The organism is Streptomyces sp. NPDC060205 (assembly GCF_042728395.1).
In the GTDB taxonomy this organism is placed as follows: domain Bacteria; phylum Actinomycetota; class Actinomycetes; order Streptomycetales; family Streptomycetaceae; genus Streptomyces.
Genome location: NZ_JBHWZP010000067.1, coordinates 14080 through 34516 on the forward strand (window position 1 = coordinate 14080; position 20437 = coordinate 34516).

At 68.1% G+C, this 20437-nt stretch carries 13 protein-coding genes and 2 pseudogenes; 9 read left to right on the plus strand and 6 right to left on the minus strand.

The features are described 5' to 3' along the window. The first annotated feature begins 639 nt into the window (after positions 1-639). From ACFWGJ_RS14705 to ACFWGJ_RS14725, 5 genes are all read left to right on the plus strand, one after another. Entirely contained in the window at positions 640-5406 is a 4767-nt protein-coding gene (locus ACFWGJ_RS14705; RefSeq protein ID WP_387323820.1) for an RICIN domain-containing protein, read from the plus strand. Between the two features lie 12 nt (positions 5407-5418). Further along, positions 5419-6054 carry a hypothetical protein gene (locus ACFWGJ_RS14710; RefSeq protein WP_387323822.1) on the plus strand — a complete coding sequence of 212 codons (636 nt, stop codon included), beginning with the start codon at positions 5419-5421 and terminating at the stop codon, positions 6052-6054. A gap of 443 nt (positions 6055-6497) precedes the next feature. Further along, a complete protein-coding gene (locus ACFWGJ_RS14715; RefSeq protein WP_387323824.1) occupies positions 6498-7004 on the plus strand; it encodes an SMI1/KNR4 family protein in 507 nt (168 codons plus the stop codon). Between the two features lie 40 nt (positions 7005-7044). Beyond that, positions 7045-7632 carry a hypothetical protein gene (locus ACFWGJ_RS14720; protein WP_387323826.1) on the plus strand — a complete coding sequence of 196 codons (588 nt, stop codon included), beginning with the start codon at positions 7045-7047 and terminating at the stop codon, positions 7630-7632. A gap of 46 nt (positions 7633-7678) precedes the next feature. Further along, the gene (locus ACFWGJ_RS14725; RefSeq protein WP_387323828.1) at positions 7679-9214 is read left to right on the plus strand and encodes an ISKra4 family transposase; all 1536 of its coding nucleotides are present in this window, start codon (positions 7679-7681) and stop codon (positions 9212-9214) included. On the opposite strand, the gene ACFWGJ_RS14730 is transcribed toward ACFWGJ_RS14725, so the two are convergent. From ACFWGJ_RS14730 to ACFWGJ_RS14750, 5 genes and pseudogenes are all read right to left on the minus strand, one after another. Continuing rightward, the gene (locus ACFWGJ_RS14730; protein ID WP_387323830.1) at positions 9215-9646 is read right to left on the minus strand and encodes a hypothetical protein; all 432 of its coding nucleotides are present in this window, start codon (positions 9644-9646) and stop codon (positions 9215-9217) included. It lies immediately after the preceding gene. 729 nt (positions 9647-10375) lie between these two features. Next, a pseudogene (locus ACFWGJ_RS14735) lies at positions 10376-10567 on the minus strand (hypothetical protein); the annotation flags it as partial. A gap of 151 nt (positions 10568-10718) precedes the next feature. Then, a pseudogene (locus ACFWGJ_RS14740) lies at positions 10719-11297 on the minus strand (nucleotidyl transferase AbiEii/AbiGii toxin family protein); the annotation flags it as partial. Continuing rightward, the gene (locus tag ACFWGJ_RS14745) at positions 11245-11592 is read right to left on the minus strand and encodes a hypothetical protein (RefSeq protein ID WP_387323832.1); all 348 of its coding nucleotides are present in this window, start codon (positions 11590-11592) and stop codon (positions 11245-11247) included. The pseudogene ACFWGJ_RS14740 and the gene ACFWGJ_RS14745, both read right to left, overlap by 53 nt. 674 nt (positions 11593-12266) lie before the next feature. After that, complete coding sequence (locus ACFWGJ_RS14750) at positions 12267-14657, minus strand: Helicase associated domain protein (RefSeq protein WP_387323834.1); 2391 nt, start codon at positions 14655-14657, stop codon at positions 12267-12269. A 264-nt stretch (positions 14658-14921) separates the two neighbouring features. On the opposite strand from ACFWGJ_RS14750, the gene tap reads away from it, so the two are divergent. The 4 genes from tap to ACFWGJ_RS14770 all read left to right on the plus strand — a co-directional run bounded on the left by tap (position 14922) and on the right by ACFWGJ_RS14770 (position 19391). Continuing rightward, entirely contained in the window at positions 14922-17066 is a 2145-nt protein-coding gene (gene tap, locus ACFWGJ_RS14755; RefSeq protein WP_387323836.1) for a telomere-associated protein Tap, read from the plus strand. 4 nt (positions 17067-17070) lie between these two features. Continuing rightward, positions 17071-17628, plus strand: coding sequence for a telomere-protecting terminal protein Tpg (tpg, locus tag ACFWGJ_RS14760; protein ID WP_387323838.1), 558 nt, complete (start codon positions 17071-17073; stop codon positions 17626-17628). Positions 17629-18294: 666 nt separating this feature from the next. After that, positions 18295-18510, plus strand: a complete 216-nt coding sequence (locus tag ACFWGJ_RS14765; protein WP_387323840.1) for a hypothetical protein — start codon at positions 18295-18297, stop codon at positions 18508-18510. A 191-nt stretch (positions 18511-18701) separates the two neighbouring features. Beyond that, positions 18702-19391 carry a haloacid dehalogenase type II gene (locus ACFWGJ_RS14770; RefSeq protein ID WP_387323842.1) on the plus strand — a complete coding sequence of 230 codons (690 nt, stop codon included), beginning with the start codon at positions 18702-18704 and terminating at the stop codon, positions 19389-19391. Between the two features lie 16 nt (positions 19392-19407). Here the strand turns inward: ACFWGJ_RS14770 and ACFWGJ_RS14775 are convergent, their stop codons facing one another. Next, positions 19408-20289 carry an IS5 family transposase gene (locus ACFWGJ_RS14775; protein WP_387323844.1) on the minus strand — a complete coding sequence of 294 codons (882 nt, stop codon included), beginning with the start codon at positions 20287-20289 and terminating at the stop codon, positions 19408-19410. Between the last annotated feature and the right edge of the window lie 148 nt (positions 20290-20437).

A 20437-nucleotide genomic window follows, 5' to 3' on the forward strand; every position in this document is an offset into this window, starting at 1 on the left:
GGCCGTGGACGGTCACTGCCTCGGCGGTCGGCGCTTGTGCCAGATGAGATGCTCGCTCGCTGAAGCGTGCAGCAGGTCAGGAATGCGGACGACGAGCCGTCTTCACCGGGTGCGTGCAGGTAGCAACTTTCGGACGACGTTGAGCGACCGCAGCCAGGCGTCCGGCAGGGCCATCACGGATGCGCCATGGGATGCACGTGATTCCTTCACTTTTTATGCACCGTTGCTTCTCGGTCACGTCGTGATCAACGTCTTGTATAGCGATCTTGGTGCATGCCTGAATGGGTCGTCGCGCGGCAGAGCAAAACGCTGCGCTGATTTACCAGTTGTCTGCGGCAGGGGAGCGCCGTCGTCACGGGGGAGGGGGCTTCGGCATGCGGCGAGCGCCCTCTGTTCGGCATGCCATGGCAGTCGGCAGCGGGCAGTTGTCCGCCCCATCGTCTAGCGCCTTCCGTGTCGTCTCCGTTACCGACGAAGGATGTTCTCGTGCGTCTCAGACGCTCCTCCAGATCGCCTGACAAACCGTCCGGCAGACCGCCCAGATCCCCGCGTCCAGGCAGACGTTCCCGTCTGGGTGCGCGGGCCCGACGGCTGCGTTCCGCTTCCGGGCCGCTCATTCCGCTGGTTGCCATCGGCGCGGTGCTGGCCGGTCTGCTCGGCCCCCAGCCGCCCGCCGACAACAGGGTGCCCTCCAGTCCTGTCGGCGACAGCTACGACGGCTTCGACGCCGGTGCCGCCGAGCAACTGCGCCAGGACCAATGCCTCATGGGCGACTCCCTGCGGCTGGGCGGGCCCGCGATGGGCACCCTCGCCCAGGGCGGTCTGACCCAGACCCCCGAGCAACTGCGCGTCACCGCCGCCCGCGAGTACTGGAACAACACCCCGCTGGCCGCCGCATTCCAGCAGGACAGGGACGCGACCGGCCAGAACAGTGCGGCCCTGAGCGCCCGGGTGAACGCGTGGAAGGCGCCGCTGGCCGGTCTGTCCACGCCCGCGGGCTTCACCGACACCGGGTTCGCGTGGCCGCCCGGCGTGCCCAGCGGCAGCGGAGCGGACTTCTTCGACCAGGTCGGCTTCTCCAAGTGGCTCGGGGAGCAGTACTGGAAGGACGAGAGCCTCTTCTACCAGGACCCCACCCCGCAGGCCGACGCGGCCACGGTCAAGGCGGTCACCGACCTCGGCAGCCCGCTGTACTCGGAGGTGGACCCGAACCTGCCGAGCGATCAGTGGCAGCAGGCATACGCCGAGAAGCAGGCGTTCGAGAAGCTGGTCGACGGCTATGACGGCCTGGGCGCAGATGACGCCCGCCTCTTCCTGGCGTCCGGTGGCTTCGCACGCATCGCCCCTGAGCCGGGCAGCCTGGAGTTTAGGCTCGCGGTGGAGGACTTGAAGACCCGGTTCGCGGCCTGCACCTGGCGCAACCCCGTCGACCCGAGCAAGGTGCTGGGCCAGGTCGTCGCCACCGCCTCCGCGGAATGGCAGCAGGAGATCACCGCGCAGGCCACCGAGCGCGGCAAGATCTTCACCGACAACCGTCAGGCCACCACGGCGCTGGCGACCGGGGCGAAGGCGCTGGGCGAGATGCTCGGCCAGTCCTGGATCGCCGACCGTCTCACCCGCTGGCAGGACTACTGGTCGGCTGGCGGACCCGGCTGGGTCGGCGACAGCCCGATGGTCGTCCACATCCACGCCGCGTCCGACAAATGCCTGGAAGTGGGCGGCAGCTCCAAGGCCGACGGCGCCGTCGTGCAGATGTACACGTGCAACAGTGGCGCCAACCAGAAGTGGCAGATCGTCAACAACGCCCTGGTGAACGTCAACTCCGGCAAGTGCCTGGATGTGAAGAGCTCCGGCACCGCCGATGGCACCGTCATCCAGCAGTGGACGTGCAACCAGAGCGGCGCCCAGAAGTGGGAGTACACCACCCGCGGCACCACCCGGCTGTACAACACCGGCACCGGCAAGTGCCTGGACATGCACACCTACGCCAACAGCCAGGACGCCTGGACCTGGACCTGCAACGAAAGCGACCCGCAGAAGTTCGACATCGTGCCCTCCGGGCACAACGGCACGAGCGACATCAACTACCCCACCCAGGCCCAGTTCACCCAGGCCGCCAAGGGCATCACTGACGCCCGGGCCGCTGCCAAGACCCAGCTGGAGGTGCTGAGCAAGCAGGCGCAGAGCGCGGGCATCGCCGCCGTCGAGACCGACGAGCACCTCAAGGCCGCCTACGCCATCGCCGACCGCGACGGTGCTCCCCGCGGTCGGGCCCTGCTCGTGGGCCAGCAAAAGGCGCAGGTGACCAAGGCGTCGGCCGCCGCGCTGACCGCGATGATGCAGGCCGGGCAGACCGCCGAGGCCGCTACCCGCGCCTCGGCCGGCGACAGCGCGACCATCACCGCCCTGGCGACGACCCAGGCCGCGGCCACGCAGGCCGCGTTCCGCAACGCCGCGGCCAAGGCCGCGCGAGAACAGGCCAAGGCCTCGGCGGACGCCGCCGCGGTGCAGGCCAAGAACGCCAAGGACTCCCGGGACACGGCCAAGACCAAACTCGCCGAGACGAAGAACGCCGAGGCGGATGCCAAGGCCGCCGCGGCCACCGCGCACGCTAAACGGCTTGCCGCGGAGACCGAGGAAGCCACCGCGAAGGCGGAGAAGGCGACCGCCGCGCAGAAGCAGGCCGAAGCCGCCCAGCACAAGACCAACGCCCAGGAACAGGCGTCCAAGGCGCAGACGGCCAAGACCAAGGCCGACACCGCCGATACCACCGCCACCGAGAAACGGCAGGGCGCGGAAACCGCCCGCGACAAGGCCAGGGATCTGCGGGACGACGCCTGGGACGCGGAGAGCAAGGCCAACGCCTCCCGGGCGAAAGCCGATGCCAAGGAGGCCTACGCCCAGGCCAGCGAGTCCGAGGACAACGCGCAGGAAGCCCGGCAGGCGGCCAATGACGCCGATGCCGCCGCCGACACCGCGGAGACCGCGGCGGCCACCGCACGCTCGGAAGCCGACCTGGCCACCCAGGCCGCGGCCGACGCCGACGCGGCGGCGACACGGGCGGAAGCCGCTGCCAAGCGGGCCCGTTCCGACTCCGACGACGCCCAGGCCGCCAAGCTGAAGGCCGACGCAGCCGTCCGCACCGCTACCAGCGCGGCCGCGGACGCCATCAAGGCCTCCCGGAGCGCAGCCACCGCGGCCCGCACCGCCGACGAACTCGCCGACGACGCAGAAAAGGCCGCCGCCGACGCCAAGACGCAGGCCGACAAGGCCAAGAAGGAGGCAGCCACCGCACTGGCCGGCGCGACCAAGGCGGCCGGATACGCCTACACCACCGCCCAGGCCGCGGTCGACGCAGGCAACGCAGCCGTCCGGGTCGCCGCACCGGCCAACGACGCCATCCAGCTCGGCTCCCCGTACATCACCAGCGACTCAGCCGCCGGACTCGCGGTCCTGACCGGGCAGTCCTCGAAGACGATCGCCGAGCAGCAGCAGGCCGTCGCCGAGGCCCACGCGAAGAACGCGTCGGAGGCCGCCGCCCAGGCGCAGAGCACGGCCAACGCGGCCTCCGGCGACTCCAAGGCGGCCTACACCCTGGCCGCCGAGGCCGCCGCATTCTCCGCGGCAGCCCGCGCCTCCGCAAAGGAAGCCCTCGGATACGCCGCAGAAGCCGCCACCTACGCGGCCCAGGCAGCACAGTCCCTCGCACGCACCATCGAATACGACCGGCAGGCCACCGAAGACGCCGCAGCGGCCGACCGGGCGGCAGGCCGGGCCGAGGGCTACGCCGACGACGCCCGCGACTCTGCGGACGAAGCCGCTCTCGATGCCGAGGCCGCCCGCAAAGCCGCAACCGAGGCAGAGCAGGCAGCCACGGACGCCCGCAAAGCCGCCGACCACGCCGCCACCGAAGCAGCGGTGGCCGAGGAAGCCGCCAAGGACGCCCAGAAATACGCCGACTCAGCCCAGCAGGCGGCCGAGGAGGCCGAACGTAAACAGGCAAACCAGCAGGTGAAGGTAGGCGCTGGAACCGGCGTTGCCAACTCCTTTTACGTCGTCGACAAGATCGACCCGATCAGGGAACCGCACCAGGACAACGACTGTGTCATCGAGATCGGCTTCGGCGGCTGCACCGTGCAGTTCACCCTGCACTTCAACGCGACCGTCAGCTTCTACGTGTGCACCGACCCCGATGTGCCGGCCACGGAGGCGGGCTGCCCGCCAAGTGACACGGTTTTCGTCGCAACGGACACCTTCGAGAACCTGTCCCAGCAGATCACCCGCTACTTCACCAAGCTGGAGCTGGCCCAGGGCATCGCCACCATCATCGCCAAGGTTGCCTGGGCCATCCTTGCGCAGGACTTCGTGGACTGCTGGCACGGCAGCGCCAGCGGTTGCGCCTGGGCGGCGTCCAACTTCATCCCGGGCCAGAAAGTCATCGATGCGGTCGACGCCATCCGCGCCTTCGACGCCGCCTTGCGCACCGGAATCGGGGTTGCGGACGCTTTCAGAGCACTGAAAGCCCTGGATGACATCAATCCGGCCACGCTGGCCGATGCCGAGCGCAGTTTCGACGTTTACCAGGATCTGATCACTGCGTGCAGGGTGAACAGCTTCCCGGCAGACACCCGCGTGCTGATGGCCGACGGCACCGGAAAGAACATCGCTGACGTCCGGCCGGCAGACCGGGTGCTGGCCACGGATCCGGGCGCCGGCAATCCGCAGACCCAACCGGTCACCCGAACCTTCCAGCACGGCACTGACCATCTCGTAGACATCGCCCTGACGGGCGGCGGACGTCTGTCCAGCACCGCCGGGCATCGCTTCTTCGTAGTCGAGCGCGGCTGGATCCTCGTCTCCGATCTGCGCGTCGGCGACCGGCTGCGGTCGCCCGACGGGACCATGCGTTCGGTGTCCGCACTCAACGACCGGACCGGACTTGCGCCCCAGCAGGTCTTCGACCTGAGCGTCGGAGGTCCGCACACCTTCTACGTGCTAGCAGGCACAACTCCCGTCCTGGTCCACAATTGCAACGACCTCGCGGCCGACGCGCAGGCGTTTCCCGGTGTCGCGCACGTCATCGACGAGCACGTCAACATCACCCAGGCACGGGCTCTGGAGCTTGCGGCCGAGAAGGGCGTCAACGGGGTGTTCGCTGACCTTCAGACGGCGCAGCAGGTCGTGGACTACGCCCTTGCAAACAAGGCAGGGGAGATCACTCGGTGGCTCCGTGGAAAGGATCAGCAGAAGACACTGACAGGATCGTTCGGAGCGAACAACTCCCTCGGCTGGGTGGCCAACGCCGACGGGAGGATCACACAGGCCGGCAACCGGTACACCGTCATTCTCAAACGCGCTAAAGGACACAGGTTTGGCTACTACGTACACACGGCGTACCCGTCCTAGGAGAGATGAGAGATGACAGCACGCTCCAGCGAATTCATGTTCGGCCTCCCCTGGGTGATGGGCTTTTTCCACCAGGACTGGACACGCGACCACCCAACAGAAACAGCAGCGGTGGCGGACCAGTTCGTAGAGGAACTCGACCCCGAGTCCGTGCTGCTCGTGCGTCATGACGCGACACGGTTGCTGGACGGCCTCAGCCCCGACCGGATCACCACGATCTGGGAAGGCTGCGCAGAGAACGGAGCGTACTTCTTCGGCCGGGGCCGAGTCGCCGACGGTGCCCAATGGATGCGGCAGGTGATTGCACTGTGCGACGCGTGGCTGTCACAACAGCCATCTGTGCCAGCGCTGTCCGCCGCCGATCTGTACGAAGGACAAGAACTGGCCGACCGGGTACGGGACGCGGTACGGGAGTTCGAGCCAGCCCTCGGCCCGCAGACGGCAGACGCTCTGGCCGAATGCATCCGCTCGTGCTCCCCCGACCTCGCCTTCCGGCTCCTGCTGCGCGCTCTGTCGAGCGCAGCACAGTCACCGGATCACACAACGCTCTCCCACGGACAGTACGTGCAGTTGTCCGATCTGGGCACGGCGTTCAACTACGGTGAATACGTCGTCAGCGACCTGCAGTACCTGGTCGACGCGACGTAGGACAGTCGTGTGGACGCCCCGGCACCTCTGAATGTCGGGGCGTCCCTCCCTTTCGACACGCCTCTCCCGCACGCGGTATCTGTACCCCTTCGCTGCCGGGCAGGCGGGCTCCAGCCTGCCCGGATACGAGCACTGCACGTCAGCCGCCACCACCTGCACATGGACGGAGATCGGCTGACGTAGTCCGAGCACTGCCGTGCGGAGGTTCCCTTGGAATAGAAAGGGCGAACGGTCCCCACCGGTTCAGCCAGCACTGTGTCGGCCAGTTCCCGGACGGTCTTCGGGATAGACGGGTCCTCCACCTGCCAGTCGATCAGGAGGGCCGTGGCCCCGCGGTGCCCTTGCTGCGCCCTTTGGCGTAGGGTGCAGTTCCTTCTGAGGGAAGGCGCTGAGCAGGTAATTTACCCATCGACAAGCAGTGCGGCGTGATCGAAGATCTGTCTGTGACTGACGACGATCTCATCCTGGCCGCGCGGGAGCGGGTAGCTGACCGGGGGCTGCCGGAGCCGGCCTCCGCGGACGATGTACGGGCAGTGGAGCAGATGGTGGGGCGCCCGATGCCCCAACTCCTGCGAAGGCTGTATCTCGAAGTGGCCAACGGTGGCTTTGGACCGTGGGACGTGGTGTCCCTGACGGACACCGGCGACTGGTTCAGCGACTGCGCTGACATCACGGAGGCGTACAGCGACTTCGCCGATCCCGAGAGCCCTCTTCCGCCGGGGATCGTTCCGCTCATGGACCGGGGCGGCGCGATGTGGGCGCTGATCGACTTCCAGACGGCCGATGGGCAGATGTGGGACTGGGACCCCAACATTTGCTGCATGGAGCATGCCCTGGCCCCGCTCAGGCAGTCGCTGGCCGAGTGGATCACCGACTGGTTGAACGAGACCATGCCTGACGGGCCCTATCCGCACCGTGAACTGGCCGGCAAGGACTGCCCCTCGCACTGACGAAGCGTGCGGGTGGATCGGCTGAGCTGTCGTCTCTACCGTGACGGTGGAGGAGGCGACTGGGATGGGCTCACTGTTCGAGGAACTGGAGGCCCGGGAGGCGGCGGCCCGGGAGCGGGTGGACGGCCTTGAGGAGCAACTTGCTGAGGTGACCGGTCGGTTGGAGGAGGCCCGGGAAGGTCTGGACCGGTTGCGGATCGCGCGGGAAACGGTCTCCGAGGTGATGGCCGAGATGTCGGCAGGCGCTTCTGTCACATCGGATACGGAGGCCGCGGTGACCGGCGATGGTCAGGAGCCGTCTGCGTTCGCGGGGGCCGAGAGACGGGTGGTGGGGGTGCTGTCGGTGCCGCACTGGAGGCCGGGGATGGACACACAGGACCTGCCGCGGATCTACCGGGACATCGTGGAAATCGTCCGGGATGCTCCGGGGCCGGTGCGGGCGAAGCAGATCGTGCCGAGGATCGGGCTGCCCGCCGAGGCGGGGAAGATCGAGGGCACGCGGGGAAAGCTGAAGCGGCTGGTCGCCAGGGGCTGGCTGGGCGAGAGTGATCCCGGCTTGTTCAGCCCGGCCCGCCATGAGACAGAAACCGCGGCCAACTCCTCCATGGGGCAGGGCTCTCCTCCCTAGAGTCGAAGGTGCCAACCAAATCGACCCAGCCGAGAAGAGCCCTGGGATGGAACCGTATGACACCTGCGTGAGCGCTGACCCCTTTGTCCGCTCGGTCAGTGCCTTCGAGTCGCTGTTACGCACCCTGCAAGGCGAATTGGCTTCCCTTTGGAGCCACGCCGAGCTGGAAGAACATCTGGAGCAGGCTGGGCGAGGACTGCTGCGGCAACTGCTGCAGGACCATCTCGACCTGCGCGCCCGTCGCGAGCAGGAAGCGGTGCGAGCCGGCATACATCCACCGGTGATCGGCCCGGAGGGGCGCCTTCGCCCGTGGCGCGAGGCCGGTCACACGCGCTGGCTGGCCTGCCTGTTCGGCTTGGTCCGGGTAGAACGGATGGCCCATCGAGGGCCGGGACTGACCAACGTCCACCCCACGGATGAGGCCCTGTCGCTGCCCGCGGGCCGGCATTCGATGGGACTGCGCCGACTCGCGGTCACCGAGGCGGTGCGCGGCTCGTTCGACCAGGCCCAGGCCGCGATCGAGCGACGCTGCGGAAGAGTCCTGGGCAAACGCCGCCTCGAACAGCTCGTGGCCGCTGCGGCGGACGACATCGACGACTTCAACCGCCACGCGGTCCCCATGCCGACCAGCCGGGACGTCCTGCTGGTCATCCAGGTCGACGGCAAGGGCGTGGTGATGCGGCCCGAGGCCCTGCGGCCCGCCACCCAAAAGGCCCACCTCGCCTCCGCGCAGCGCGGGCATCGCAGCAGACTCACGCCGGGCGAGAAGCCGAACCGCAAACGAATGGCCACCGTGGCCTGCGTCTTCGATGCCGTGCCGGCCCCCCGTCGCCCGCATGACGTGATCCATCCGCCCGGCGGCCGCAGCACCCGCCGCCAGGTCCGCCGGGGACCCGCAGCGACGCGGAAATGGTGCACCGCCTCCCTCCTTCACCCGCCCGAGAAGGTCATCGGCGACGTCTTCGACCAGGCCGAAGCCCGCGATCCCGGCCACCATCGGTGCTGGATCGTCCTGGTCGACGGCGCCCGCCACCAACTCGATCTGATCCAACACGAAGCCGCACGACGAGGCTGCACGATCAACGTTCTCCTGGACTTTGTGCACGTCACCGAGTACGTCTGGGAAGCCGCTCACGCCTTCCATAAGCCCGGAACTCCCGAGGCCGATGCCTGGGTCGCCGGCCATCTGACCACGATCCTCGCAGGCCAAGCCGACCGCGCTGCCAAGGAGATGACGACTCGGGCCGACCAAGTCGGCTTGTCCGCTGGCAGGCGGGAGGCGGTCCATTCGTGCTGCCGCTACCTGACCGGCCACCTCGATCAGCTCCGCTACGACATCGCCCTGGGGGCAGGCTGGCCGATCGCCACCGGTGCCATCGAGGGCGCCTGCCGCCATCTAATCGGCGACCGTCTCGATATCACCGGCGCCCGCTGGGGCCTTGGCGGCGCCGAAGCCGTCCTGCGACTCCGAGCATTGATCTGCAACGGCGATCTCGACTCCTACTGGCGCTTCCATGCCGCCCGAGAACACCAGCGTCTCTATCCGGCCCACAACCAGCAGGACTACGAACTCACTGCCTGATCAGGACATTCCCTCGAAAGGAACTGCACCCTTTGGCGTATCACTGGCACGGCCGATGGCAGGCGGCCTTGCAAGCAGACCTTCAGCGCCTTTTATATCGAGCTTCCACGCATCCATTAGGCCTTGGGTAGCTTGGTCGGCTAGGTGCAGTTCGGCCTTGATGCAGGCATCGAGGAAAGCCAGCATCTGCTCGTCGATGAATCGGGAGACGTTCGGCTCTCTGGGGATCCATTCGACCAACAGGGATAGAACTTGTTGCGCTGACGTCGCTGGCAGTCGCTCATCGAGCGCTGCAAGCGCTCCGAGAGCCTCCTGGACCGGACGGATGCTGGTCAGCCCTGTCTGCGCGCCTGTGATGACGATCTGCGTCAGGCGGGCGGCGATGCCCGCGACGGCATCATCGGGAATGAGATCCGCCTGCTGGCCGATCACTGCTGCGGCCGTGCTGCATACCCATCGCGCGCACCTCCAGGAGGTCGCTTACATCGAGGTACTTGAGAAGCGATGCAGCGGCGGAGCGTGCGTCCTTCCTGCGGCCGGCAAGAACGAGTTGACGCACGGCGTGCCCTGTTTCTCCGGCGCGGGTGAAGACTTCGCCGTAGCGCTGGTGGGCGAGGTTCTCGTCGGTCAGCGCACCGGAGATCCTGTCCTGCCAAAGCCACTGGTGCGAGCCTTTGGCACCGACCGTGCGGGCCGAGAGCATGGCCTGGGACGATGCCTTGAATCCGCCGTTGTACTGGTCGGACAGAAAGCAAATGGACCACAGTGCATGCCGGGCGTCGCCTCCCAGGCTCTCTCGGGTAGCGGCCAGTACGGCGCGCCGGTAGACCTCGATGGCTTCGTTTCCGAGGTCTGCAATGGCCAGTGGGCGTGCGTGGCGGATGTGCACCAGGACCGCGAGCCGTTCCGGTATGCGGCCGCCCAGTGCGCGCCTGGTGAGGTCGGCGTAGGCCTCTTCCGGGCTCTGTCCGGCTCGTATGGCCAGGTCCGCCAGACAGCACTCCAGCCGAATCCGAAGGAGCCCACTCTGAGAGGTGACAATCTCGGAAGCCAGATCAGTCAGCCCCGCCGGATGATCGTCGGGGTGTTCATCGGCAACGATCTGCTCGATTACCGCCAGCACCAGTCGGGCTGCCAGGGGTTCGCTCGCCTGCACCACAGCTACAAGCGCGGTCGTGATCGGCGCGAGATCGTATCCGTGCTCGAACCAGTCCGCCAGCGTTCTCTGTGGGTGTGGAAGGTCCAGTACTGCGGGAAGTCGCCGTTGCCGATCAGGGCCCGCAGGGTCAGGACGGCTTGGGCTCCGGGGACGGTCCACCGGCTGCCGGTGATGTCGAGTCGGTCGGCCACGATTATCTGAACCAGCGTGGTGCCCACTCAGCCGCCTTGTGCGTGCTGTGGTCCGGCCTTCGGGGTGATGGTGTGCCGGGGCGACGTCGCGGATGCGGGGCATGCCTATGCCGTAGGCCTCGAATTCGGCGTCGCTGATCCACTCCAGGCTCTCCAGCCGGTCGTGGAGTTCGGTGAGGTCGAATTCGTCCGGGCGCCGGGCGGTGAGGGTCTCCAGTTCGGCAAGGCTGTAGTGGTCGCGGGCGGCGTGGACATCGATGGCGTCGCGGGCCAGCCCGCGATCGCCCAGCGCGCGGACCTTGGTGCCGATGAGGTCGTCCAGGTCCAGGACGGGGCCGATGTCCATGACGACGGGCGGGCGCCACAGCACTTCCTTGAGCAGATCCACCTCGCAGCTGGCGGCGGTGGCCGGATCGGTGGCAAGGAAGCGGGCCTTGAGGGGTGCCACATCGACGACGGTGATCCGCCAGCCCTGGTCGGTGAGCGCACCCGTGAGCTGCTCGACGATCTCCGTCATGCCGGCGGGGTGCTCGGTGGCGACGTCGAGGTCCTGGCTGGGCCGGTGCGCGATGCCGTGCGCCTGGATGGCGTAGCCGCCTATCAACGCCAGCCCGTACGGACGCCCAGCGGTGAGCGCGTCGGCGAGCAGCCGCTGGTGATGCTCCGGCAGGCCCGCAGGCTCACGCGGTCGGCGCCGACCGCAACCGCGGGAAACGCTCCTCCCACACGCCACGCACGCCGCGGCCGAGCATCTTGCGCAGCACGGGCCACCGGCTGTCAAGCACAGCCGCGTTCAGGTAGTGGGCGTAATCCTCGCGGTGGCCGTTGCGTAGCACGATCCGGTACATCCCCAGCAGCAGCTTCTCGTCGCTGAGGTCGAACGTCCGCAGCCCCGACCACGCCAGATGCAGCGGGAACGTCACCGCCCCGTGAACAGGCCCGGCGAGCTCTGCAAAATCACGAGGTAGCTGGTCCGCGGCCGGAGCCCAGCGCGAGGACGCCACCGCGGCCGGTATTCCCTCGGCCATGACCTCCACCTCCTGCATCCGGACCGGCATGATCGGGCATCCCCAGCCTGGTCTCCCGCAACCGGGCCGGCAGTCGGCGTGGAGGACAGCGGCACGCTGGCGGGCTCCAATCAGCCGAGCTCGGCCGGGATCTGACCGACCGGCTGCCGCACAGGCCCAGGAGGGTCCGCATCGGCCTGGACCACAGGCTGGTGTGCAGACGCGGGGAGCAGCGCTGTTCTCGGCTTGTCCCCAGCGGCGGGCGGGGACCATCCCGGCGGGTGTGGGGAGCAATTGATCGTGGGCACCAGCCCGGCGCCCAGCTTGGGACCGTCCTCGCGGGCGTGGGGAGCGGTCGGGCTGGGGCAAGGACCGTACCGGTGCCTTGGGGCCATCCCTGCGGGTGCGGGGAGCAGGCATGGCTATGGATCTTGGCGGTGGTCGGCACATAGGGCCACAGCTACGTCTGCGACCAACGAGCATCGGTCATGACTTGCGGTGTGGATGACGTGTGGGTGGGGAAGGCGATCGCTCAATCAGGGGGTCTGTCGGCTGAGGTCCGTGAGTCGTTTTACGGACCTCGGTCACTTTCCCCCGGACAGCTCAGGAGGTCAGCTCGCGACCGAGTGCCCCGGGGTCGGCCCACCGCCGCTGCTTCATCCCACAACACGCCGACGTCCCTCCGCACCGGAGTCTCAGTTCGTGGCCCAGTCCAGTCCGAGGGCGGCCAGTTGACGGAGCTTGTCCGCGGTGAGCTTCGCCCGACGCCCCTTCTGGTTCATGATCCACACCCCAAGCCGGACTTCTGTGCCGTCTTCCAGCCGTTCCGTGTGACTCCGTGGGATGGTCACGGATCCGGTACGGGCCTTGTACTGCGCCAGGGCCGCAATACCCCGTTCGAAGGCTCCTACGGGTGTTGTGGACGCTTTCGCGGGCGTTTCCGGCTCCGGGGCCGGAGGTGTGATGCCGAGTTGTTCCAGGCGTTCGCGCTGTCCGTCCGCCAGGGCCTGCCAGATCTTCGTCGCGCGTTGCCGGGCGAGCCATCGCCCGATGTCCATGGCGTGGACGGTGACGCCAGGCAGGACGTCGGTCTGGCCCTCTTCGTCGGCCATCAGCTCACGCAGTGCGGCGTAGTGGCGTTGCCAGTCGGCCGGCCACGCCGGGTTCCAGTCCGGATCCACGGCCTGCAGCGCGGTTTTCCATTCGGGGTGTCCGTCCAGCGCACCGGGCCGCCTCAAATTCGCGAGCCACATTCCCAGTGGTCGGTCCAGCATGCTGGCGGAGCGGGGTGCGCACAGTGTCCAGAACTGCTGGTAGTAGGCCTTGGCGGCTTCCAGGTTTTCCTGGAAGCGTTCGTCGGCCAGTGACCAGACCATGCCGAGTTGTTCGAGCCGGCGGGCGCGTTGGCCGGTCATCTGTCCGGCGCTGTAGGCGCGTCGTTGTTCTGCGACCCATTGTCCAAGGGGTGTCGCGTTTTCGCGGTGTCCGTAGGGGACTCGGGCGTGATTCTCCCGGTCGGTGAACGTTTTGAGTGCTGCCCAGCCGCGGGCCCAGTCCTGTCGTTCGGTGTCGATGACGTTGAAGGACACCCAGTTGGCGACCATCACGGGGTCCCGGGGTGCGGCGAAGCGGAGGAGCAGCCGGGATTCTTCCTGACCGTCTTCCGGTGCGACACCGATGTGTACGGACGGCTGCGCCACGTCTTTCTGCGGCTCCTGCGGAATCGCGAGCAGTTCGATCGCTTCTTCGTCATGGGCGCGGAGCCCTTCCAGCACCTTCACCAGCGGCCGGTACGACCCTGAGGTGAACATGTCCTCGGGCTGCTCTCCGGGCTGGAGGAAGACGGGCACGATCAGGGAGGCGAGTTTGCCCTGTCCGGGTTTTTGCCGCAGGGCCCGGCCGATGGCCTGGACGATGTCGTGGGGCGCGCCCTTCGGATCAAGGAGGGCGACACTGTCCACTGCCCGGATGTCGACGCCTTCGCCCAGGACCCGGCAGTTGGAGAGCACGGCTCGCTGTGCGGTGGTTGCGAAGGAGTTGAGGGCTGTCTGGCGGTGTTGGGGTGCGTGTTCGCCGCACAGCCAGTCTGCCCAGAGTTTCGAGGGGTAGGTCTCGGGCTGGTCGGCGTGGAGTTTCGCCGCGACCTGGTGCAGGCCTTGTGCGTAGGCCTGTGCCTCGATGGTGCGGTGGTGGAAGGTGATGCACGTCTGCAGCCTGTGCCGGCTCATGGTGTGCAGGAGTGCGGCCTGCAGGGCTGCGATCCGCTGCCCGCGCACTTCTTCGCTGCGCCGGTCCTGGCCCATGAGCCGCTCGGGCGTCACTACGGGGTCTTGGAGTTCCAGGACGATGATCTGGTAGCGGGCCAGCAGGCCGCGGGAGACGGCGGAGGCGAGGGAGAGTTTGTACAGGACGGGCCCGAAGACTTTTTCGTCGTCCATGGAGGCGGCCATCTCCCGCGGTAGCGGGTCCCGTACGCCTTCCGCGATTTCCCGGTCGGGCCGGTCCTGCCAGATCCGCGGTGTCGCGGTCAGATACAGCCGCCGGTGTGCCGGGATGACGTTCTGGTCGTGGACATCCGCCCACGCCTTACCCATCGAGCCCGATGTCCGGTGGGCCTCATCCACTACCGCGAGGTCTACGGGATCCAGCTGTTGGCCGTAAACACCCTCGAACGCTTCCGCCAGGACCCCCAGGCTGGCGTAGGTGGCGTAGAGGGTGACGGGCCCGGAACTGTGCCACAGGGCCAGCTGGACGGGGTTGGTGGTGGAGTGCACCCGCAGGTTCCACAGGTCCGGGTCGTCCTGCAGGGAGCACACCGCGACGGCCGGGCCGCGGTGTCCGGCGTCGTGCCATGCCTTCACCGTCTGGGAGAGGAGATCCAGCGTCGGAACCAGGACGAGCGTGCGGCCCTTGGGGGTGAGACGTCTGGCCGCGGCGGCGGCGATGAGGGTCTTGCCCGTGCCGCACGCGGCGTGCACCTGCCCGCGCAGGCCGCCCGCCGGGATGCCGCCCCGTGGCACGTCCAGACCGCGCACGATCGCGGCCACCGCCTCGACCTGGTGGCTGCGCAGCTTGACCCCGCTCAAGAACTGCCCCTCTCCTGCGCGTTACATCACCAATAGCGGTCGAGCCGCTCCGGGTAAGTGTCCTTGCTGTCCCGTAGGTTGCGGCGAGCTGGCGTGCCGTCATCCCCGCTCCTTACCAAGAGCGGCATCCTGGTGCCGGACCAACCGGACCTGTGGCAGGTGATGCCAGTCCCAGTACTCTACCTCAAACCATGGAAGGTTAACCGCGAGGTTAAATATTGGGTTAAAGGTCTGCTAGTGTCGGTGGTGGAGGTAGATCGAGACATGGCGTCTGAGGAAGAGTTGTTCGCGTCGGTGGACGCACTGTTGGAGGCAGAACCGCAGCTCCCGCCGCCCGCCGAGCGGGCCCGGCTGCGCGAGATGGCCGGCATCACCCAAGCCCGCCTCGCCATCGCGTTGAAAACGACGACGCAGTCGGTGAAGAACTGGGAGAACGGCCGCTCCGAGCCCAAAGAGCCGCGTCTGTCGGCGTATCAGCGGCTGCTCACCGGATGGGCGGCGCGCTTCTCGCCGCACGGCCCTCCGACTTCCGCACCGGTGCCGGCTCCACTCCCCGCCGTGCCGCAAACGCCGGTTCCTGACGCATCTGCCGGCCCTGCCGCTCCCGAAGCCACCGAGGCTGCGCCGGGCGCGCCGGTGAAAACTCCCGCCGTCCAGGTCACGCGGGAGCAGGAGCGTCCTGCCCGTCCGGCCGCGACGTCGCGCCGCCCGGCCACCAAGAGAGCCGCCAAGCCTGTCGGGACCGATCCACGATTCCCGCACGGCCCGCTCGCGGTCGTGGACGGGGACGGCACTGCGTACGGCGTCGACGGCATCGTCCTCGACTGCCCCGCCTCCACCATCCCGGACCTGGTCGAGTGGACACTGCGTCAGTCCGGCCTCGGGGCCGCGAAGCTGAACCGGTACGGCAAGGACTCCGACCCGCTGATCGTGTTGACGGCGGCCGCCGCGGTGAAACTCGGGCTGCCCGAGCGCCTGGAGGGCCACGAGCAACGCCGCTCCCTGCGCCTCCCAGAGGACCACCCGGTCGTCAAGCAGGTCGTCAAGGCGAAGTGGCAGCTAACGCAGCGGGGATTCGGGCCGTGGGCGCGGATCTACCGCAAGGCGCAGGGCCGCGAGCGCCAGTGCGTGCAGCTCGCGATCCTGTCGTGGGACGCGCTCGATGAGCGTTCCTGGCCCGGTGTCACGGAGATGGAGCCGGCCGACATCGCTCGCGTCCTGGGTGTGTACGCGACCCGCGTCATCACCCCCCGCGGCTCCACGGCCGTCTCGGGCCTGGAGCTGATGACGGCGCTGCGCCCGCCCACGAAGGCCGTGCAGGATCCGGGTACCGGGAATTGGGTGTCCGGCTACAACCCCGGCTCGCTGGGCACGGAGCCGGTGGACCCGGCGCCGCCGGAAGCCACCGCCGAGCACCCCGTCGTCGTGAACTCCGGCTGGAGTGGCGGCTTCCTCGATGAGGAGGCGTACCAGTGGGTGCGTGACGTCGACCACCTCACGGGGGAGGAGGCGGCCCTGCCGTGGGCGGTGGGCCTGGACCTCAACACGGCGTTCCTCGCCGCCGCGGCCCGCCTCACCGTCGGCCTCAGCGCGCCCGACCACTTCCACCACCCGCAATTCAACCCGAAGATCCCCGGCTCCTGGCTCGTCGACCTCTCCCACATCGAACTGGACCCGCGTCTGCCTTCCCCGTTCACCCCGACCGGCGAGCGCCCGACCGGCCCGGCCTGGTACCAGACGCACACCGTCGCCTACGCCCAGGAGCTCGGCCACAACGTCCAGCCCATCGAGGCGTACCTGCGGCGTGAGACGGGCGCGTACCTGGATCCGTGGCACGACCGTCTCAAGACCGCCTACGTCGACACGCTCGCCGATCTTGGGGTCACCCGGGACCTGTCCGACGCTGAGTTCCTCGCCGCGATGGAGCGGCACAAGCAGGCCGACCCGGCGATGGCCGCCGTCCTCGCCGCCATCAAGGCCACGGTCAAAGGCGGGGTCGGCAAGCTCCGCGAGCGGCCGCAGGGCAGGGCGTACAAGCAGGGCGAGAAGTGGCCAGCCCTCAGCCGACCGACCTGGCGCCCCGACATCCGGGCCGCCGTCATCTCCAAGGCGCGGGTGAACATGCACCGCAAACTCAACAACATGGTCAAACTGACCGGCCTGTACCCCCTCGCAGTGCTCTCCGACTGCGTCGTCTACCCCTCACCCGGGCAGAGCCCGCTGGACTTCCTCCCGTACGCGGAGTCCGGCAAGCCGCAGCCCGGCGGGTTCCGCCTCGGGCCCACACCCGGCCTGGCGAAACTGGAGGGCGTCCAGCCGATGATGTGGGCGGTCGACCTGATGGAGCAGGGCCACAATCCGGCCCGCCACATCAAGGGCGGCGACGCCGTCCTGGACGAAGGGGAGTAGCGCCGTGGGGGAGATCGACGACGCGATCGAACGCGCCGACCGCGAGAGCTTCACCCGCGAGCCGCCCAAGACACTCAAGGGCCAAATCGGCTACCTGCTCAAACAGCTCGGCAGCGCCAAGGCCGTCGCGCAGGAGATCGGGGTCACCGCGGACTCCGTGAACCGGTACCGGCGCGGCGCCCGCAAGCACGCCCGTACCGACGTCGCCGCGAAGATCAACGACGCGGTACGCCAGCGCTGGCAGCCGCAGGTCCGCAAGCGCCGGCAGAAGCAGGCCGCCACCTCCGGCGGCATCACCGTGGAAACGAGGGCCCGCTTCGGATACACCGCACCCGTCGGCACGACCGACGACGGACGCTTCCGCCGCCTCACCGTGCACCTCCCCCCGGCCTACGCACAGCGCCTGTTCGACGCCCGCAACGCAGGCGCCAGCGACCAGCAGATGCGCGGGATCATCGCCGAAGGATTCAAAGAAGTGTATTTCCAGGACGGCGGAAGCCGCGCTACAGAGCTGTCCGACGTAGAAATCAACGACATTGATTACCTCGACCTGGATTACTGAAGTAGGAGCGAAAGACCACTGAATTCCCGGCCATCTGAGCCGAAGCACGACAGATGTTGATGGCGTACACATGATCGTGGCCCTTGCAATATTTCCGTGCAGCGGGGTTGTGCCGCCATGCGCCGGTGACACTCCGTCATAGATGGCGGCAGTATCGGCGAGTGCGATGACCTCGTACGAACTCTGGCTCCGCACCTGGATGCGGTGATTGGTGGAAGGGGTGTGGTCGGAGGGCGGCGTGGTCCGTATCGCCGCTCGTACCGCGAGTTGGTGGCGGCGTGTCCGGACTTCAGTCACACGTCTGAGCGGGTGCATAACCGATATGTCCGCACGTTGGCCGACGACGCAGGCCGCGTTCGGGGCCCGGGGTGTGCTGGCGGCCCGATATCAACGCAGCATGCTCAAGATCCTGTTGCGTGGCCTGCTGGCCGCCGCCTTCCTCGCCCTGCCCCCCCCGCCACGCCGGCTGCTGCCGCACAGCATGCCGCGCCGCTCCCGCTCGCCGATGCCGTCGACCTGCTGCCGTCCGCCGCCGAATCCCGGGACGGATAGCAGCGGTCCAGCTTCAAGCACTGGGTCGACGCCGACCGGGACTCGTGCAACACCCGCGCCGAGGTACTGATTGCCGAATCGCGTACCGAACCGACCGTCGAGGCGGGCTGCAAGGTGACGGCGGGGGAGTGGTTCTCCTATTACGACGGCGTCACCGGCACCGCGCCGGGCGGCCTGGACATCGACCACATGGTGCCGCTGGCCGAAGCCAGCGACTCCGCCGGCCTCTGCCTGGACCCCGGCCCGTCGCCCTATGCCAACGACCTCAACGCCGAGAGGTCCCTAGGGCCTGTCCGGCGGATCATGGACGGAGCCACGCCGCGTCTCTGAGCTGCCGGTCGCTCCGAGGTCTAGTCGGAAGTAGCCGCGCCGGTCGTGCGTTGCGGCTTGGCGGGCGCGGTGGTTGGCGACGTTGATGCGGTTGCCGCACAGGCTGTGCGGTTCGGGAATCCAGGTGGCTTCCAGCTGCGTTCGGCTAACAGCCACTCTTACGCCCTTGCTTCGTCCAGGAGACCTCTCTCATGTCAGAGCCAGAGATCGATGCCGTCGTGTTCGACGTGCTCGGCACGCTCGTCGACGAACCCTCCGGGATCCGCGCCGGAATTCGTGCACTCGACCCATCGCTCGACGATCCCAGGGTCGAGCAGCTTTTATCGCTGTGGCAGCAGCACACCGACCGCGAGCAACGTCGCATCCTCGACGGCGCCCGGGCCTACCTCACCAGCGACGTCCTCGAACTGGAAGCCGCCCAGCTCGTCGCCGATGCCGCCGGAGTCGACGACCCGACCACCGTAGCGGCGTTGGCCCTGTCAGGGCGCCGGCTCCCGCCGTGGCCCGACACTGTGGCAGGGCTCGCCCGACTCGCCGAACGGTTCCCGCTGATCGGACTCTCCAACGCGAGTCGGACGGCGCTGCTGGGACTCAACGCCCACGCCGGACTGCGCTGGCACCAGGCCCTATCCGCCGAGGACGCCCGGACCTACAAGCCGGACCCAGCGGTCTATCAACTGGCCGTCACCGTTTCCGGACGACCGCCGGAGCGGCTGCTGATGGTCGCCGCCCACGCCTGGGACCTGCGCGGAGCACAGGGCCTCGGCCTGCGCACCGCCTACGTCGCCCGCCCCGTCGGCGACCCGCCCACCTCCTCGGACAGGTTCGACCTGCGCGCCGACGATCTGGCCGGTCTGGCCGACCAACTCGACCATGCCTAGGGGCGTGTCCAGCGGGTCATCGGCGGAGCCAAAGTCGGATTGAGACGAGGGTGACGGTGCCGTGGTAGACGTAGGCGCGCTTGTCGAACCTCGTGGCCACGGCCCGGAAGTTCTTCAGGGCATTGATCGTCCGCTCAACTTCATTCCTCCGCTTGTAGATCGTCTTGTCGAAGCCAGCGGGTCGGCCGCCCTTGCTGCCGAGGCGTTTGCGGTTGGCCCGCTGATTCTTCGGCTCGGGGATGGTGTGCTTGATCTGACGTCGTCGCAGGTAGCGGCGGTTGCGACGGGAGGAGTAGGCCTTGTCGCCGCCAAGGTGGTCCGGCCGGGTGCGTGGGTGCCCGCCGCCCGGTCGGCCGATGCGGATGCGTTCCATGACCGGGATGAGCTGTGGGGCGTCGCCCCACTGGCCCGGAGTGATCAACAGGGCCAGTGGGCGGCGTCCGCCCTCACCGGCGAGATGGATTTTGCAGGTCAGGCCGCCCCGGGAGCGTCCGAGCCCCTCGTCGGGGCGGTGCTGCCGGGGCGTGCGTCCTTTTCCCGGCAGCCGTGGCGGTCTCCTGCGCGCTCCGGCGGCGTGCTGGTGGGCCCGGCAAGTGGTGGAGTCCATGCTCACCATCGACCAATCGATGCAGCCTTCCGTGTCGGCGTGGGCCAGGACGGCCGCGAAGATCCTGTCCCATGTCTCGTCCGCCGACCAGCGCCGGTGCCTCTCGTACACCGTCTTCCATCTGCCGAAACGCGCAGGCAGATCCCGCCACGGCACCCCGGTGCGCTGCCGGAACAGAATCCCGTTGACCACCCTGCGATGGCTCTCCCAACGACCGCCGCGCTGCCCGGACTCCGGCAAATGCGGCTTCAGCCGAGCCCACTCTTCGTTTGTGAGATCTCCCCGCCCCATGACCATGCCAACGAACCGAGACCGAGACGGTCACAAGATCCGCCGGACAGGCCCTAGTAGTGCTTCGTTAAGTTCTGCGTCTGTTGGCTTTGAGTAGCTGGCCGCAGGTGGTGCAGGTGCCGGTCCAGCACCGCAGGAGGTCTTGCAG

Excerpts from the sequence above, each read along its gene's own strand:
- ACFWGJ_RS14710 (WP_387323822.1), top strand. The coding sequence starts at position 5,419 with ATGACAGCACGCTCCAGCGAATTCATGTTCGGCCTCCCCTGGGTGATG.
- ACFWGJ_RS14725 (WP_387323828.1), top strand. The coding sequence starts at position 7,679 with ATGGAACCGTATGACACCTGCGTGAGCGCTGACCCCTTTGTCCGCTCG.
- ACFWGJ_RS14745 (WP_387323832.1), bottom strand. The coding sequence starts at position 11,592 with ATGGCCGAGGGAATACCGGCCGCGGTGGCGTCCTCGCGCTGGGCTCCG.
- tap (WP_387323836.1), top strand. The coding sequence starts at position 14,922 with ATGGCGTCTGAGGAAGAGTTGTTCGCGTCGGTGGACGCACTGTTGGAG.
- ACFWGJ_RS14770 (WP_387323842.1), top strand. The coding sequence starts at position 18,702 with ATGTCAGAGCCAGAGATCGATGCCGTCGTGTTCGACGTGCTCGGCACG.
- ACFWGJ_RS14775 (WP_387323844.1), bottom strand. The coding sequence starts at position 20,289 with ATGGGGCGGGGAGATCTCACAAACGAAGAGTGGGCTCGGCTGAAGCCG.